The following is a 15482-nucleotide window of genomic DNA, read 5'->3' on the forward strand; positions in this document are numbered from 1 at the left end:
CTCGATCATCTCTGATCGCTCGGGCGTCCGGCCCAGGACGCGAACTCCCGCAGCGTCGCCTCCAGTTCGCGGGCGCGGCCGGGGTCGTCGTCGACGGACAGGACGGCGTCGTAGAGCCGCCACAGCGCGTCGGGCCGGCTGCGGGCGAGCCCGTTGAGGATGCCGGTGGCATCGGTGCGGGCCTTGGGATGACGGGACAGCGTCCCTGTGACGCCGGGGCCGAGGGTGGCGACCACGGCCTGCCGCTCGGCCGGGTCGGCCATCAGCGGATAGGCGATCAGCGCGTCCACCGCCCGCTGCAGCGGGGAGACGGGGCGAGGCGCGGGGGGCGCCGGGGGCGGAGGGAGGGTTTCGCCGCGCTCGGGGCTCTGCAGCCGGATCTCCGGATACTGCAGAGTCCGTCCCGCTTCCCTGAGGGCCGCGATGCGTGCCCTGACGGCCGGAAACAGTTCCTCCGGATCGGGCGGGGCGGGCAGCGCCCCGGCACGTTCGGCCAGCAGGGCGAGCAGCACTTCGGAGAACAGCCCGGTGCCGCGCGCCGGGTCGTTGGCGGCGGCCCGTCCGCGCCCGGCGGCCCGCAGCACGGTCTGCCGGTGCACCAGGGTGCGCCGGCCCACGGGCAGGGCGTCCGGCGGCAGCGGCTCGCGCAGTGCGAGGTCCTCCTCGAAGGTCTCGCAGGCGTCGACGACCCACAACTGCTCGGTGAGGGAGGGCACCGCGTCGCTGCGGTAGCGCTCCAGCGCGGAGTCCAGGTCGATGCCGAGCTTGTCGGCGGTGGTGGCGTCGGCGCAGAACAGCCGCAGGTGCCCGGACCGGTCGAGGGCGCCGTGGCCGCCCCACCACACCCACAGCACCTCGCCCTGGACCCGGGGCAGTTCCTGGACCAGGGCGCGGCGCAGGGTGGCCTGGTCGGCGGGGGCGTGCGGGATGTCGGGCCGGTACGGCGGAAGCGGCGCGAGGTGCAGGCGCAGTTGGGCCTCGGGGACACCGGCGGCGCGCAGCAGGGCATGGACGCGGACCGCGTCGCGGGCTGGTCCGGGCAGGTCCCAGGCGGGACCGGCGCCGTAGGACTCGATGCCGACGATCAGGGCGTGGACGCGCGCCGGGTCGACGCTCGCGGTCCGCGGGGACGGGCCGGTCACGGCAGGCGGTCCACGATGTGCCGGTAGACGTCGGGGTTGGTCCAGTAGGCGCTGTGCGCGGCCGGGAAGGGCTGGCGGCTGTCGACGGCGACGTCGGTGACGCGGCCCGGGAAGAGGCCGGCGCCGAGGTAGGACAGCAGGTCCCGGCGGTCGTACAGATTCAGCCAGTCCGGGACGTGGGGCGGCAGCGGGGCCGGGTGTTCCAGGCTGGGCAGGGAGCCCGACTCGTACAGGAACGGCCCCTGGGAGCCGGCCGTGACCAGCAGCCGGACCTGCGGCAGCGGCGCGGAGACCAGCGTGTCCAGGGCGATGATGCCGCCCAGGCTGTGGCCGAGGAGCACGACGGGCGGTTCGAGGCCCTCGACGAGGGTGCGCAGGCCGGCGCGGACGGCGGCGCCGCGGGCCAGGTAGCGCAGGATGTCCCCGGCGGCGGGGTGGGCGGCCTCGGTGAGGGCGCGCCGGCGGCGCACGACGGCGCGCGAGGCGGCGGATCCGGCGGTCCGCAGCAGCAGGGAGCGCACACCGCGCTCGGTGCCCCGCGGCGGTGCACCCAGTGCCTCGGCGAGCCGCTCGGTGACGGCGTCCCGGGTGTCGCCGGCCGGGACGAGCGGGCTGTCGGCGTCCAGGGCGTCGGCGACGAGACGGGCGGTGAGGCTGCGGGCGGCGACGGCGGCGAGGTCGTCCGGGGCGAGGGCCTCTGCGGCGGGCCCGAGCAGGGGGTGGGCGGCGAGGTCGCCGGCGGCGCGGGCCAGGCCGGGGCCCAGTTCGGCGGCGGGCGCGTCCCCCTCGGCGGCGAGCCGGGCGAGGCGCGCCTGGAACGTCTGGACGGGCGGTACGGAGCCGGGGGGCCGCTCGGCAGCGGGCGCCACCGAGGCGGCGGCCAGGGCCAGTTCGGCGTACGGGTCGGCGTACAGGGCGGCCCAGACGGACGCGGTGTCGTCCTCGGGATCGCCGGCGGCCGGTGCCTGGGCGAGGCCCCGGCTGGTGCCGGTGGCCGCAGGGAGGCTGGCGCCTCCGGCGGCGAGCGTGGCGCCGTGCGTGCCACCCCAGTAGTAGGGCACGATGCGTAGTCCGTCGCGCAGCGCGGTCAGTCCGGCCGCCACGCGCCCCGCCGTCGCAGAGAAGCCCGGTTCGCGAACCCCTGTCCCATGGATGAAGACGACCGCCGTCATGTGCCCCCCGTGACACCGGTGCAGCGTTGTGTACGACTGCCACTGCGACGTCAAGTTACCAGTATCATAGGGCAGTTGGGATCGAGCACGCGTGCGATCCACGACGGCGACCGGGCCGCCGGCCCGGTCCACCGGACCACAGGGGGGACGCCATGAGCCCTGACGCACTCGTCCTGCATGTCGTGGGCGCCTCGGCGCTGATCCTCGTGGCCGCGCACGCCGCCGGCTGGCTGGCCCGCCGGCTCGGACAGCCGTACATCGTCGGCCAGTTGACGGCGGGCATCGCGCTAGGGCCCTCGCTGCTGGGCAGTGCCGCGCCGGGGGTGCACGACACGCTGTTCCCGCAGGGGATCTCCCCCGCGCTGACCGGTTTCGCGCAGATCTCCCTCGTCGTCTTCCTGTTCTCCATCGGGTACGAACTGGACCTGCGGATCCTCGGCGACCGGGCGCGGTCGGCGGTGGCCGTGGCCGCGGCGGCGTTCGTGGTGCCGATGGCGGCGGGCGCCGGCTGCGCGCTGCTGTTCCAAAAGCAGTTGCGGGACCTGGGCATGCCCCGGGACCTCTCCCCCGCCGTGGTGGTCTTCGCCGGGGTCGCCCTGTCGATAACGGCGGTGCCGGTGCTGACGGCCATAGTGCGGGAGAACGGCCTGGCCCGCACGGTGCCCGGGGTGGTGGCCGTGTCCGCGGCAGGGCTGCTCGACGTGCTCGGCTGGACGGTGCTGGCGGGGACGCTGCTCAACAGCGGCGGACACGACCAGGACCTCGGCTGGCAGTGGCGGGCGCTGCTCGCGGTGGGCTTCATCGCGCTCATGCCCCTGGTGGCACGGCCGCTGCTGCGCCGGCTGCTGTGGCGGACGGCGCTGGAGCCGTCGCTGCGGCTGGCGCTGCTGCTGGGCTTCGCGCTGGGGTCGGCGTGGGTGACCCACTACCTGGGGCTGCACGTGATCTTCGGCGCGCTGCTGGCGGGGGCGGTGCTGCCGCGGGAGGAGGACGGCACGCTCGACCCCGACCTGGTGCGGCCGCTGCACGATGTCAGCTCGCTGCTGCTGCCGTTCTTCTTCGTGGTCTCGGGCCAGTCGGTGGCGCTGGGCAGCATGGACGGCACCGGCTGGATCGCGCTGCTGGTGGTCACGGTGCTGGCGGTGGTGACCAAGGTCGGCCCGAGCGCCGTGGCGGCCCGGCTGAGCGGCCTGGAGCGGGACGACGCGCGCACGGTCGGCGTCCTGATGAGCACCCGCGGTCTGACGGAACTGATCGCCCTCAACGCGGGTTACCAGGCGCACCTGCTGAGCGAGCAGCTGTACACGGTGCTGGTCTTCATGGCCCTGGCCACGACCCTGCTGACCCAGCCCCTCCTGCGCCTCGCCGACCACCTCTCCCGCCCACCGTCCACCCCACCCCGCCCGGACCCGACCCACCCCCCGACGACGGAAAAGACGCTCCCGGGCGTCTGACCGCCCCTCCGCGCCCCACGCCACGGTTCCGCCAAGACCGTGGCGTCGCGGACTTGACGTTGCCACGGGGCACGCGGTGGCACGGCGTGCCGCCGCAACGCCACCCCGACGCGCGCCTCGGGGGCCCACGGCTGCCCGCCGTAGCCACGAGGCCGTCACGCCCAAGACCAGAACCGCCGCACGGCCAGGCCCACCTGCGCCCCAGGGCGCCCCGCCCGACACCACCGCACCCGGAGCCGATGCCTCCAGCGGCAACGTCCCCCCGCGGCTCGCGGCGCCCCCGAGCAGGGCGCCCGCGATCCGTACGGCCGCCGGAGGCTACAGCGGCATCGGGGCCATGTCGCACTCGATGCGGCGGCGGTTGCGGGCCGCCTGGAGCCAGGGGTGGTCGGGGCGTACCACGCCGGAGGCGAAGCCGTCGATCGCCTTGCGCTCCAGTTCGTCCGCCTCGCCGCCGCGGCCGAGGCCCCGCAGGTCCAGGGCCAGGTTGGCGGTGCAGGACAGGGTCAGCGGGTGCTTGTCGCCGGCGACCTCCGCGAGCAGTGGCAGGTTGGCCTCGTCGATCGCGCGCGCCCGCTCGAAGTCCAGGCGCGCGTACGCCGTGTTGGCCTGCCCGATGGCCACGGTGAGCGTGGTGACGTGGTGCGCCCCGACCGTGTCGGCGAGCCGCCGCGCCACCTCGTCCTCCAGTTCCTGCGCCTCGTCCAGGGCGTCCAGCGCGCGCAGCGTGGCGGCCAGGTTGGCCTTGGTCAGCAGGGTGTAGGCGTGGTTCTTGCCCAGGCGCTGCTCGTAGCGCTGGATGGTGGACTCGGCCAGCTTGCGGGAGGCCTCCAGGTCCCCGGCCAGACGCAGGTCGACGGCGACGTTGGTGGCGGTGGCCAGCGAGTCGAAGTGGTCGGCGCCGTAGCGGTTGGTGAACCGGCGCAGGGTGTCCCGGGCCAGCTCGGCGGCCGAGGCGTGCGCGCCGTCGCGGCGGCGGCACACCGCGAGGTTGCGGGCGACACGCAGGGTGAGCGGGTGCTCCTCGCCCATCGTGTCGCGGGCCCGGCGGTAGACGTCCTCCTGGAAGTCGCGGGCCCCGGGGTAGTCACCGCCCTCGCGCATGTCGATGGACAGGCCGTTGAGGGTGTTGAGGGTGAAGAAGCTCGCCGGGCCGAGCAGCAGGTCGCGCTGGCGCGCGTTCTCCTGGTCCAGCGGCAGCGCCTCCGTGAACCGGCCGCACAGCCGCAGGTCGACGCCGTAGGCGTGGGTGGCGCGCAGGGTGATGGGGTCGTCGGTGCCGAACAGCGACCGGGCCAGGTCGAGCGCCTCCTTGGCGAGCGCCCGCGCGTCCTCGAAGCGGCCCTGGTAGCCGTAGGCGTCGGCCATCTCGCACAGGGAGTCGATGAGGACCTCGGGCTCGGCGTCGATGCGCCGGGAGATGTCCAGCGCCCGTTCGGTGAGCGGGATGGACTCGCCGACCTCGCCGACCTGCCGCAGCAGGAACGCGAAGCACTTCGCCATGCGGATGACCTGGATGTCCTCCTCGCCGGAGGCGGCGATCCAGGCGTTCCAGGTCTGCCGGGCGAGGCTCGCCGCGCCCTCGTGATCGCCCCAGTAGTAGAGGAACCACACGGTGTCGGCGACCAGGTCGCGCACATAGCCGTCGGTGCTGGTCACCGCCTGCGAGGCGAGGACGTGCGGGAGCAGCGCCTGGTAGGCGCGCCATTCCAGGGAGGAGCCGGGCGCGCCGGGCTTGGCGGCGGACAGCAGTTGGTGGGCGGCGTCCCGCATCCGCTCGCGTTCCTCGGAGCCGAGCTTGGCGAGGAGCACGGTCTGCAGCAGCCGGTGCATCTGGAGGGTGTCGGAGCGGGGGTCGACCTTGATCAGCGAGAACTGGTTCAGGTCGCGGATGGCGCGGTTCAGCTTGATCGGCTCGCGCAGCATCGGGTCGACCTCGGGGGTGATGCTGACCCCGCGGCTGCCGCGCAGCATGGACCGCGGGATGGGCTCGGGGGCCATGCTGGCGCAGATGTCGAGGAGCTGCCGGGCGCCGGGGTTCTTCTCCAGGATCCGGTCCAGGGAGATGTTCCAGGCGGCCGCGACGGACACCGGGTAGTCGGGCGCGGGGTCGAGTTCGAGGATCTCCGGGCTGCGCTGCGCCAGCAGGTCCAGGTACTCGTCGACCTGCATGCCGGTCACCGCCCGCCAGGCGCCCGCCTGCTCGACGGCGAGCGGCAGGTCGCCGAGGGCCTCGGCGAGGCGGTCGGCGTCCTCCACGCTCAGGTCGGGCGAGCGCTTCTGCAGCAGCTCGACGGACTCCGCGCGTTCGAAGACGTTCACCGGCAGCGAGGTCGCCACGCGTTCCCAGCCGCGGTTCCGTGAGGTGACGATGACCTTCCCCGGCCCGTTGGCGGGGAAGTAGCTGCGTACCTTCTCGATGTCCTCGGCGTTGTCGAAGACGAGCAGCCAGTTGTCGTACGGCGCGCCGGTGCGCAGCGCCTCCAGGACGGCGGGCACGGCGGTGTTGGCGGCCGGGGCGGCGGCGCTGTCCTGGCCGATGGGGGCGACGCCGAGCTGGGAGGCCAGGTTGGCGAGGGCGGCGAGGATGAGGCTCTCGCGTTCGGCGGGGATCCAGCAGATGACCTTGTAGTCGTGCTGGTGGGTGTAGATGTACTCGAGCGCGAGCTGGCTCTTGCCGACACCGCCGAGGCCGTGCAGCGCGTTGGGCAGCACGGCCGTCGTGTCCTGGGCGCCGAGCTGCTCCTCCACGGCCCTGAGCAGCGCCTGGCGGCCGACGAACGAGGTGTTCCTGAGCGGCACGTTCACCAGGAGGGCCGGCGTTGCGGTCGTGGTGCTCTGCATGAGCGGTTCAGCCTCCGGGGCTTGTGGTTGGGTAGCGTCGGTCACCAGGCTCACGTGGTCTCCAGCGGTCTCGGGTTCGGTCGACGCTGGATCACTGCCTTCCGGACCCGGGGAAGCGAGCACCGCGTCCCCCGGGTTCACCACTGCGGGTGAACCTTGCGGCAAACCGGTGCCCACCCGTTCAGCCGTATGGGGCACGGGGCCCGCGTCGGCGAACGCGTACAGCCGGGGTTCGATGCGCCGGGCCCGTTCGCCGTACGGCCCCGACAGCGCCCGCATCACGGCCAGTTCGCTGCGGGCCCAGCCGCGCGCGGCCGGGTCGGGCAGCGTGGCGCCGCCGGGGTCGCGCAGGGCGGCGCGCAGTGCCACGCCCCGCTCGCCGGCGGCCGGCAGGTCGCCCACGACGCTGACGGTGCGGGCGAGTTGGGAGCGGGTGGTGGTGGCCAGCAGGGCCTCGCGCACGCCGTCGGCGAACTCGGGGTGTTCGTCGCCGCTGTCCCAGTCGATCAGTCCGCCCATGAGGATCTCGGCGAGGTGGTCGGGGCGGGTCTCCGGCATGGTGCGCCGGCGCAGCTGCTCCACCAGGTCGAAGTCGAAGGGGATGGCGGCGAGTTGGGTGGCGAGGGCGCGGGCGGCGGGGGTGGCGAGGGTGAGGAAGCGGCGTACGGCGGCCGCGGCGGCGCGCGGGAAGCGCGGGGCGCGCAGTCCGGGCGCGGGCGCGCCCTTGGTGAGGGTGCCGGCGAGGACCACGGGCAGCGCGCGGCGCACTCCGCGTTCGCCGGTGACCAGGTCGGCCCAGGCGATGAGCGAGCCGGGCCGCAGGGACAGCACGGGCACGGGGACGGCGCCGTCGCCGGCGGCGGGCAGCGGCCGCAGCGGGTCGGGGCCGCCGGGTGGCGCCCAGTGGCGCAGGCCGGTGTTGGCAGCGCCGAAGCCGCCGGCCTCCAGGGTGGCGTCGTAGGGGTTGAGGGAGGTGCGGCGGCGCAGGTGCGGGGGCAGCAGGTGGACGAGGGCGGTGGGCCCGGCCTGGGCGAGCCGGCCGAGCAGGGCGTCGGCGGCGGGGGCGGCCCAGCCGTGGGCGAGTCCGTCGGTGACGACGAGGAAGACGCGGCCGCCGCGCCCGTCGAGGAGTTCGGCCGGGTCGGCCGCCTCGCGCCCGGTGGGCCAGCGCAGGGCGGCGGTGCCGGTGCGGGGCACGGTGACCCGCAGGGTGCGCACTCCGCGGAAGGCGCCGCTGTGCTCGGCGGCCTCGGCGAGGCGGGCGACGGTGTCCTCCCAGATCCGCATGGTGGGTGCGGCGTCGACGAGGAGTACGAGGTCGAAGGCGCTGGTGCGGGCGGGGCGCAGGAAGGGCAGCCACATGCCGTCCACGACTCCCTGTTCGGCGGTGGTCTCCTCGTCGAGTTCCAGGGTGTCGCGGGAGGGGATGCGGCGGGCGAGGCGGTGCAGGGCGCGGGCGAGCAGGGCGGTGGCGCGGCCGGGCCCGGGCTGGGGCCCTTCGTCCGCGGGCAGCAGCGGGCGGGCCGCGTGCAGGGTGCGGGTGCCGGTGGGGTCGGGTAACAGCACGCCGGCCGACGTGGTGTCACCGGCCGGGGGCCCGGGCGGGGTGGGGTGCTCGGGCGGGAGCGCGACGGGGCCGGCGGGCTCCGCCGCGGGCGGGGTGTCGCCGGCGGGCGGGCCGGTGTCGGCCGCGGGCGTCTCGGCGCCGCCGGGGGCGTCCTCGTCCGGCGGTGCGGCGGGGGGCCGTTCGGGTGCGGGCCGCGCCGGGGCGGGGGTGGGGACCGGGTGGTCGCCGGGGTTGCCGCCGGTGCCGGTGTGCCGGCTCCAGTGCGCGGCGAGCCAGACCGCGTCGGCGAGCTCCTGCCAGTGCGGAAGGGAGTCATCCGGTTCCGGGAACGCCGAAGCCGGCGACGACGACCCCGACACGGGTCCGCCGTCGCCCAGTCCGGATGCGCGCTCCCTACCGGTCAATTCAGCGGCCCTTCGCGAGGTCGCGGAGCAGCGTTTCGATGAGCTTACGCCCGTCACCGTCCGCCTGGAAACCACCCGCCGTAGTCATCTGGACAGCGTTCAGTAGCTGATCCAGGCTGTGGGTGCCGCCCGCCTGGACGCGCTGGACGAACTCCTCCACCAGGTCCTCGGCCCCTTCCGGCCGGGTGCCGAGATGGCCCTCGATCATCGCGAGCAGCCGCTCGCGGCCCGGCGGGCGCATCTCCAGGGGCAGGCAGCGGCGCCGGAATGCGGCCGGAAACTCTCGTTCCCCGTTGCTGGTGATCACCACGACCGGGAACTCCCGGCACTCCACGCGCCCGTGTCGCACCTCGGCGCGGCCCCCGGGGTCGCTGGTGTGGACGCGTGCCGTGTCGGCGGCGTCTCGCACCAGCTCCGGGACGTCATAGCTTCCGTTCTCCAGCACGTGCAGCAGGTCGTTGGGCAGGTCGATGTCGCTCTTGTCGAGTTCGTCGACAAGGAGCACCCGGGGACGATCGTAGGGCAGCAGAGCGGTGCCCAGGGGCCCCAGTGTGATGAAGTCACCCAGTTGCGGCGGGAGTTGACTTTCTTTTGAGGCGGGCTCGGCGTCGGCGCCGGGCAGCGCGGCCTGCCAGGCGGCGATCGCCTGGGCGCGCCCCATGGCGTCGTGGACGTACAGGCCGTCCCGCAGCGCGGTACGGCTGACGATGTTCCACTCCAGCACCCGGCCGAGGCCGAGTTCCCGGGCAAGGAGATACGCCAGGGTGGACTTGCCGACTCCGGGCGGCCCCGTGATCAGCAGGGGCCGGCGCAGCACCAGCGCCGCGTTGACGACGTCGATCTCGTCGGCGTCGAGCTGCGGCGCGAGGTCGCCGGGGCCGAGGCGGCGCAGCGCGGCCTCGGGGTCGTCGGGCGGCGGCGGCTGCGGGGGGCCGCCGCGGAAGCGGCGCCACGGCGGGGGCGCCGGCAACGGGGGCGGGTCGGCCGGGGCCCGGCCGGTGGCGTCGAAGACGCGCCAGCCGCCGCCTGCCGTCTGCTCCTGCGCGCTCATGCCGGTGCCTCCTCGCTGGCGGGATCGCCGGGGTAGGGGGTCTGAATGTCGACGAGTCTGGTCGGGTCGTCCCACAGGAATCCGATGTGCCGGCCGAGGAAACGGCCCGGTCCCTGGGTGTGCAGCGCGGCGCTCTGCCGCAGCCGGTGGATCACGGAGGGGATCTGGGCCGGGGTGGGCACGGCCGCGAAAACGGCGGTCACCACTTCCCGCCGCTCCTCCAGGAACACGCCCCTGCGGTCCCAGATCGCGAGCCCTATCCCCTCCGCGATGGCGGCCTTGAGCGCCTCCAGCGCGGGCCCGGTGTCCGGGGCGTCCAGCACGACCGCCGTGCGGGAGGTCTCCCCGGCGAGCCGGGCCTGCCAGGCATCGAGCCGTTCGGCGTCGGGTTCGCTCCAGTGCTGCACGCCGACGCCGTCCCGGCACAGGGTGCGCCAGCGCCGCAGCCACTGCTCGTGCACCGTCCCGTCGTAGGAGCGCATCCGCTCCAGGCTGCGCAGATGGACCCCGTACCGGGTGCCGAGCGGCAGCGGGCGCCCGTCGCCGATGCGGTGGGGCAGCGCGGCCACGTCATGGGTGAGGAGGTCGTACGGCAGGACGAACTCGACGTAGGGCGGCGGGATGCGGCGTCCGCCGGGGTGCGCCTCGGGCGCGGCGGACCAGAGGCGGGCGCCCTGGCGCAGGGCGTCCTCGACGGCCGGGCCGAGACCGTCGAGGGTGGTGGTGACGGGCTCGCCGGGCCGCGGGTCCCAGTGCCCGGGGGCGGTGTTGAGCCAGGGCCGGACGAGGATCTCGCCGGTGCCGTCCCGGGCCGGTTCCACGGCGACGATGAGACAGCGCGGGATGTCGGGGTCCCACACGGCCTCGGCGCGGGCCCCACGGCGCCGCTCGACCTGCTCGGTGAGGCCGGCGCGCCGGGCCCAGTCGTCGACCCAGCCGGACAGGGCGGTGCGGTGGGCGGGGGTGGCGGCGAGGGCGGCGGCGCGGTCGAGGAGGAGGACGGCGGGCGGCAGGCCGTCGGGCTGGGCGTTGGCCTCCAGGACGTAGGTGAAGAGCCGGTCCGGGGTGAGGCCGAGGGGCAGGAAGAGGCCGTTGAGTTCCTGGACGAGGTCGTCGCGCAGCCGGTCGGCGGCCAGGTCGCCCTTGGCGAGGACGGCGCGGGCGCTGTACTCGTCGTCGCCGGTGAGCGGGCCGGGCAGCAGGTCGGGTTCGGGGGCCGGGGCGGCGGGCGCCAGCAGCCGGTCGAGTTCGTCGCCGGCCGGGCCTCCCTCGAAGACGCGCACCACACCCACCAGCACGCGCTCGCCGCCCGCGGCGTTCAGCGCGGCCCGCACCAGGGTGATGACGTCCTCGCGGAGCCGGATGCCGCGGACGTCGACCTGGCGCTGGAGTTGTTCGCCGAGGACGGCGGCGAACTGGACGCGCCCCTGGGCGTCCTCCATGCAGCTCAGCTCGCACAGTGCGTCGGTGAGACGTAACAGCAGGTCCACGCCCCGCGCCTGCCCGGCTGTGTCCTCGGGCCCGTCCGCCCGCGCGCCTGTCGTCACCGACTTTCCCCCTGAGCCGGTTCATCTGCCTGATGGACCAGCGAAGTTAGCACGGCTACCAGCGGTTAACCAGGGACGAAAGGGATCGGCGTCACGATGTCCGGCCAGGACCGCCCCAGCAGGGACGACCTGGCCGGAACTCATCGCTCCGACGGCCGGGAACCGTCGTCGTGTACGACTCAGAGCCGCGGGTCGACCGGCTCCGACTCCAGCGCCAGCACCCCGAACACCGCCTCGTGCACCCGCCACAGCGGCTCGCCCTCCGCCAGCCGGTCCAGGGCCTCCAGGCCGAGGGCGTACTCGCGCAGCGCCAGCGACCGCTTGTGGTTCAGGAACCGCTGCCGCAGCCGGGCCAGCTGGTCCGGCCGGGTGTACTCCGGGCCGTAGATGATCCGCAGGTACTCGCGGCCCCGGCACTTGATGCCGGGCTGCACCAGGCGGCCCTCCGGCCCGCGCACCAGCGCGTCCAGCGGCTTGACGACCATGCCCTCGCCGCCGCGGCCGGTCATCTCCAGCCACCAGTCGACGCCCGCCCGCACCGACTCCGGGTCGCCGGTGTCGACGTACAGCCGCCGCGTGGTCTGCAGCAGACCGGTGCCGTCGTGCTCCACCAGCCGGTCCAGCAGGGCCAGCTGCCGGTCGTGCGGCAGCCCGGCGAGGCTGCGGCCCTGGACGGCGAGGAGCTGGAACGGTGCCAGGCGCACTCCGTCCAGCCCGTCGGTGGTCCAGCAGTAGCGGCGGTAGGCCTCGGTGAACGCGGCCGCGTCGGCGGCGCGCTCACGCTGCCGGTCCAGCAGGTCCGTCACGTCCACGCCCCGGGCCGAGGCCCCCTCCAGCGCGGCGAGCACGCCCGGGAACACCGCGCCCGCCGCGGCACCGACGGCCGCGTACTGCGAGCGCAGCAGCCCGGACGCCTTCAGCGACCACGGCATCAGCTCGGCGTCCAGCAGCAGCCAGTCCCCCGCGCCGGAGGCGCTGTCGGACGGCGTGAGTTCCGCCCACAGACCGGCCTCGCCGATCGCGGTGCGCAGCCGGTCGAGGATCTGCTCGGTGACCGTCCCGTCGGAGAAGAAGGGCCGGCCGGTGCGGGTGTACAGCGACCCGGTGGGCCCGTCGACACCGAACCGCTTGCGGGCCGCCTCCGCGTCCCGGCACACCAGGGCCACGGCCCGCGAGCCCATGTGCTTCTCCTCGCACACGACCCGCTCGACGCCGTCCGCCGCGTACTGCGCGAAGGCCTCCTCGGGATGCTCCAGGTAGCCCTCGACCCGCGAGGTCGCCGTCGGCGCCATGGTCGGCGGCAGGTACGGCAGCAGTCGCGGGTCGGTGGCGAAACGGCTCATCACCTCCAGCGCGGCGGCCGCGTTCTCCTCGCGGATCGCCACCCGCCCGGCGTGCCGGGTCTCCACCGCGCGGCGGCCGTGCACATCGGCCAGCGCCAGCGGCCGGCCGTCGTGCCCGCCGGGCGCCTCGGAGCGCAGCGGCTTGACCGGCTCGTACCAGACCCGCTCCGCCGGTACGTCGACCAGCTCCCGCTCCGGCCAGCGCAGCGCGGTGAGCTTGCCGCCGAAGACGGCGCCGGTGTCCAGGCAGATGGTGTTGTTGAGCCAGGTGGCCTCCGGGACGGGGGTGTGGCCGTAGACCACGGCGGCCCGGCCGCGGTAGTCCTCGGCCCACGGGTAGCGCACCGGCAGCCCGAACTCGTCGGTCTCACCGGTGGTCTCGCCGTACAGGGCGTGCGAGCGGACGCGGCCGGAGGTGCGGCCGTGGTACTTCTCCGGCAGCCCGGCGTGGCAGACGACGAGCCGGCCGCCGTCGAGGACGTAGTGGCTGACCAGGCCCTCGATGAAGTCCCGTACCTCGCGCCGGAACTCCTCGCTCTCGCCCTCCATCTGCGCGACCGTCTCGGCCAGGCCGTGGGTGTGCTGCACCGTGCGGCCCCTGAGGTGGCGGCCGAACTTGTTCTCGTGGTTGCCGGGCACGCACAGCGCGTTGCCCGACTTCACCATGGACATCACGCGGCGCAGCACGCCGGGGCTGTCCGGACCGCGGTCGACGAGGTCGCCGACGAACACGGCGGTACGGCCCTCGGGGTGGACGCCGTCGACGTAGCCCAACTTGGCGAGCAGCGCCTCCAGTTCGGCGGAGCAGCCGTGGATGTCGCCCACGATGTCGAACGGGCCGGTGAGGTGGGTCAGGTCGTTGAACCGCTTCTCGGTGACGACGGTGGCCTGCTCGACCTCCTCCACGCCGCGCAGCACGTGCACCTTGCGGAAGCCCTCGCGCTCCAGGTGGCGCAGGGAGCGCCGCAGTTCGCGGACGTGCCGCTGGATGACGCGGCGCGGCATGCCGGCCCGGTCGGTGCGCTCCGCGTTGCGGGCGGCGCACACCTCCTCGGGGACGTCCAGGACGATGGCGACGGGCAGCACGTCGTACTGCCTGGCCAGGTCGATCAGCTGCCGCCGGGCGTCGGACTGGACGCTGGTGGCGTCGACGACGGTGCGGCGGCCGGCGGCGAGCCGCTTGCCGGCGATGTAGTGCAGGACGTCGAAGGCGTCCCGGGTCGCGCTCTGGTCGTTCTCGTCGTCGGAGACCAGGCCGCGGCAGAAGTCGGAGGAGATGACCTCGGTCGGCTTGAAGTGGCGCCGGGCGAAGGTGGACTTGCCCGAGCCGGACGCGCCGACGAGGACGACGAGGGAGAGGTCGGTGACGGGCAGGACACGCCCCTGCCGGGGTGCCCTCGCCGCCTTCGGCGCTTCGATTGTCATGCCGCCTTCGCCTCCTTCTCGGTCGCGTCGGTCTCGCCGGCCTTCCCGGCCTTCCCGGTCCTGCTTGCCTTGTCGTTCTTCGTCAGGGCTGTGCTCAGCTCGAACACGGCCATCTGGGTGGGCGGGCCGACCTCGGGGTCGTCCGGGCCCACGGGGCGGAACTCCACGCCGTAGCCGTGCCGTTCGGCCACCGCCCGCGCCCAGGCGCGGAACTCCTCGCGGGTCCACTCGAAGCGGTGGTCGCCGTGCCGGACGTGCCCCGCCGGGAGGGACTCCCAGCGCACGTTGTACTCGACGTTCGGGGTGGTCACGACGACCGTGCGGGGCCGGGCGGCGCCGAACACCGCGTACTCCAGGGCGGGCAGCCGCGGCAGGTCGAGGTGCTCGATCACCTCGCTGAGCACGGCGGCGTCGTACCCCTTGAGCCGGCTGTCGGTGTACGCGAGGGAGCCCTGGAGCAGGGTGACCCGCTCCGCCTGCCGCTCGCCCATCCGGTTCAGCTTCAGCCGGCGGGAGGCGATGGTGAGCGCGCGCATCGACACGTCCACGCCGACGATCTCGGTGAACCGGGCGTCCCTCAGCAGCTCCCGCACCAGCTCGCCCTGCCCGCAGCCGAGGTCGAGGACGCGCGCGGCGCCCGTCTGGCGCAGCACGGTGGTGATGGCCTCGCGGCGCTGCACGGCGAGCGGGGTCGGCTTCTCCTCTTCCTCCGTCTCGGCCGCCACGGCGTTGTCGATCTCCTCGACGGCCGCGTCGTCGCTCTCGGCGAGCCGCACCAGCTCCAGGCGCTCCATGGCCTGCCGGGTGAGCGACCAGCGGCGGGAGAGGAAGCGGGTGGTGATCAGCTTCTGCTCGGGGTGGCCGGGCAGCCAGCCCTCGCCGGCCCGCAGCAGCTTGTCCACCTCGTCGGCGGCGACCCAGTAGTGCTTGGCGTCGTCCAGGACGGGGAGCAGGACGTAGAGGTGCCGCAGCGCCTCGGACAGCCGCAGCGCCTCCGACTCCAGGACGAGGTGGACGTAGCGCGAGTCGCCCCACTCCGGGAACTCGGCGTCCAGCGCGACCGGTTCGGCGCTCACCGTCCAGCCGAGCGGCTCGAACAGACGCCGTACGAGGGCGGGGCCGCCGCGGGCGGGGAGTGCGGGCACCTCGACGCGCAGCGGCAGCGGCTCGGCGGCGCGCTCGGGCCGGGTGGTGCACACCCCGCGCATGGCGCTGGAGAACACACCGCTCAGCGCGACGGCGAGCAGCGATGAGGCCGCGTACGGGCGGTCATTGACGTACTGAGCGAGCGCGGCGTCGGGAGCGCCGCCGCGGCCCTTGCCCTTGCCGCGCCGCACCAGCGCCACCGGGTCGACCTCCAGCAGCAGCGCCGCCGTGCAGCGCCGGGCGTCCGCCTCGGGGTAGAGGACGTGCGCGGTGCCGTAGGAGGTGGAGAACGCCTGCGCCTTGTCGGGATGCTTGTGCAGCAGGAAACCCAGGTCGGTCGCGGGGCGTTCGGCTGTGCCGGTGGTGCCGATGGTCAGGAACATGTGA

8 protein-coding genes are annotated in these 15482 nt (G+C 74.6%); 1 reads left to right on the forward strand and 7 read right to left on the reverse strand.

Annotated elements, in window-relative coordinates:
* Positions 1 to 5: 5 nt before the first annotated feature.
* Both ACF1AL_RS16650 and ACF1AL_RS16655 read right to left on the reverse strand, forming a co-directional pair.
* Positions 6 to 1142 carry a caspase family protein gene (locus tag ACF1AL_RS16650; RefSeq protein ID WP_391826292.1) on the reverse strand — a complete coding sequence of 379 codons (1137 nt, stop codon included), beginning with the start codon at positions 1140 to 1142 and terminating at the stop codon, positions 6 to 8.
* Positions 1139 to 2245: a hypothetical protein gene (locus ACF1AL_RS16655; RefSeq protein ID WP_391826294.1), complete on the reverse strand. Its 1107-nt coding sequence runs from the start codon at positions 2243 to 2245 to the stop codon at positions 1139 to 1141. The genes ACF1AL_RS16650 and ACF1AL_RS16655 overlap by 4 nt, the downstream gene beginning before the upstream one ends.
* 221 nt (positions 2246 to 2466) lie before the next feature.
* Here ACF1AL_RS16655 and ACF1AL_RS16660 point away from each other — a divergent pair, with 221 nt between their 5' ends.
* Complete coding sequence (locus ACF1AL_RS16660) at positions 2467 to 3768, forward strand: cation:proton antiporter (protein WP_366836642.1); 1302 nt, start codon at positions 2467 to 2469, stop codon at positions 3766 to 3768.
* Between the two features lie 318 nt (positions 3769 to 4086).
* Here the strand turns inward: ACF1AL_RS16660 and fxsT are convergent, their stop codons facing one another.
* The 5 genes from fxsT to ACF1AL_RS16685 all read right to left on the reverse strand — a co-directional run bounded on the left by fxsT (position 4087) and on the right by ACF1AL_RS16685 (position 15478).
* Entirely contained in the window at positions 4087 to 8538 is a 4452-nt protein-coding gene (gene fxsT, locus ACF1AL_RS16665) for an FxSxx-COOH system tetratricopeptide repeat protein (RefSeq protein ID WP_391826296.1), read from the reverse strand.
* 46 nt (positions 8539 to 8584) lie between these two features.
* Positions 8585 to 9634: an AAA family ATPase gene (locus ACF1AL_RS16670; protein WP_386911692.1), complete on the reverse strand. Its 1050-nt coding sequence runs from the start codon at positions 9632 to 9634 to the stop codon at positions 8585 to 8587.
* Entirely contained in the window at positions 9631 to 11181 is a 1551-nt protein-coding gene (locus tag ACF1AL_RS16675) for a hypothetical protein (protein WP_391700459.1), read from the reverse strand. Before ACF1AL_RS16675 ends, ACF1AL_RS16670 begins: the two co-directional genes overlap by 4 nt.
* A 179-nt stretch (positions 11182 to 11360) precedes the next feature.
* Entirely contained in the window at positions 11361 to 13949 is a 2589-nt protein-coding gene (locus tag ACF1AL_RS16680) for a polynucleotide kinase-phosphatase (protein ID WP_391700462.1), read from the reverse strand.
* Positions 13946 to 15478, reverse strand: a complete 1533-nt coding sequence (locus ACF1AL_RS16685) for a 3' terminal RNA ribose 2'-O-methyltransferase Hen1 (protein WP_391700465.1) — start codon at positions 15476 to 15478, stop codon at positions 13946 to 13948. Before ACF1AL_RS16685 ends, ACF1AL_RS16680 begins: the two co-directional genes overlap by 4 nt.
* Between the last annotated feature and the right edge of the window lie 4 nt (positions 15479 to 15482).

The sequence above is a fragment of the Streptomyces sp. NPDC014801 genome (genome assembly GCF_043082085.1).
Taxonomy (GTDB): Bacteria; Actinomycetota; Actinomycetes; order Streptomycetales; family Streptomycetaceae; genus Streptomyces.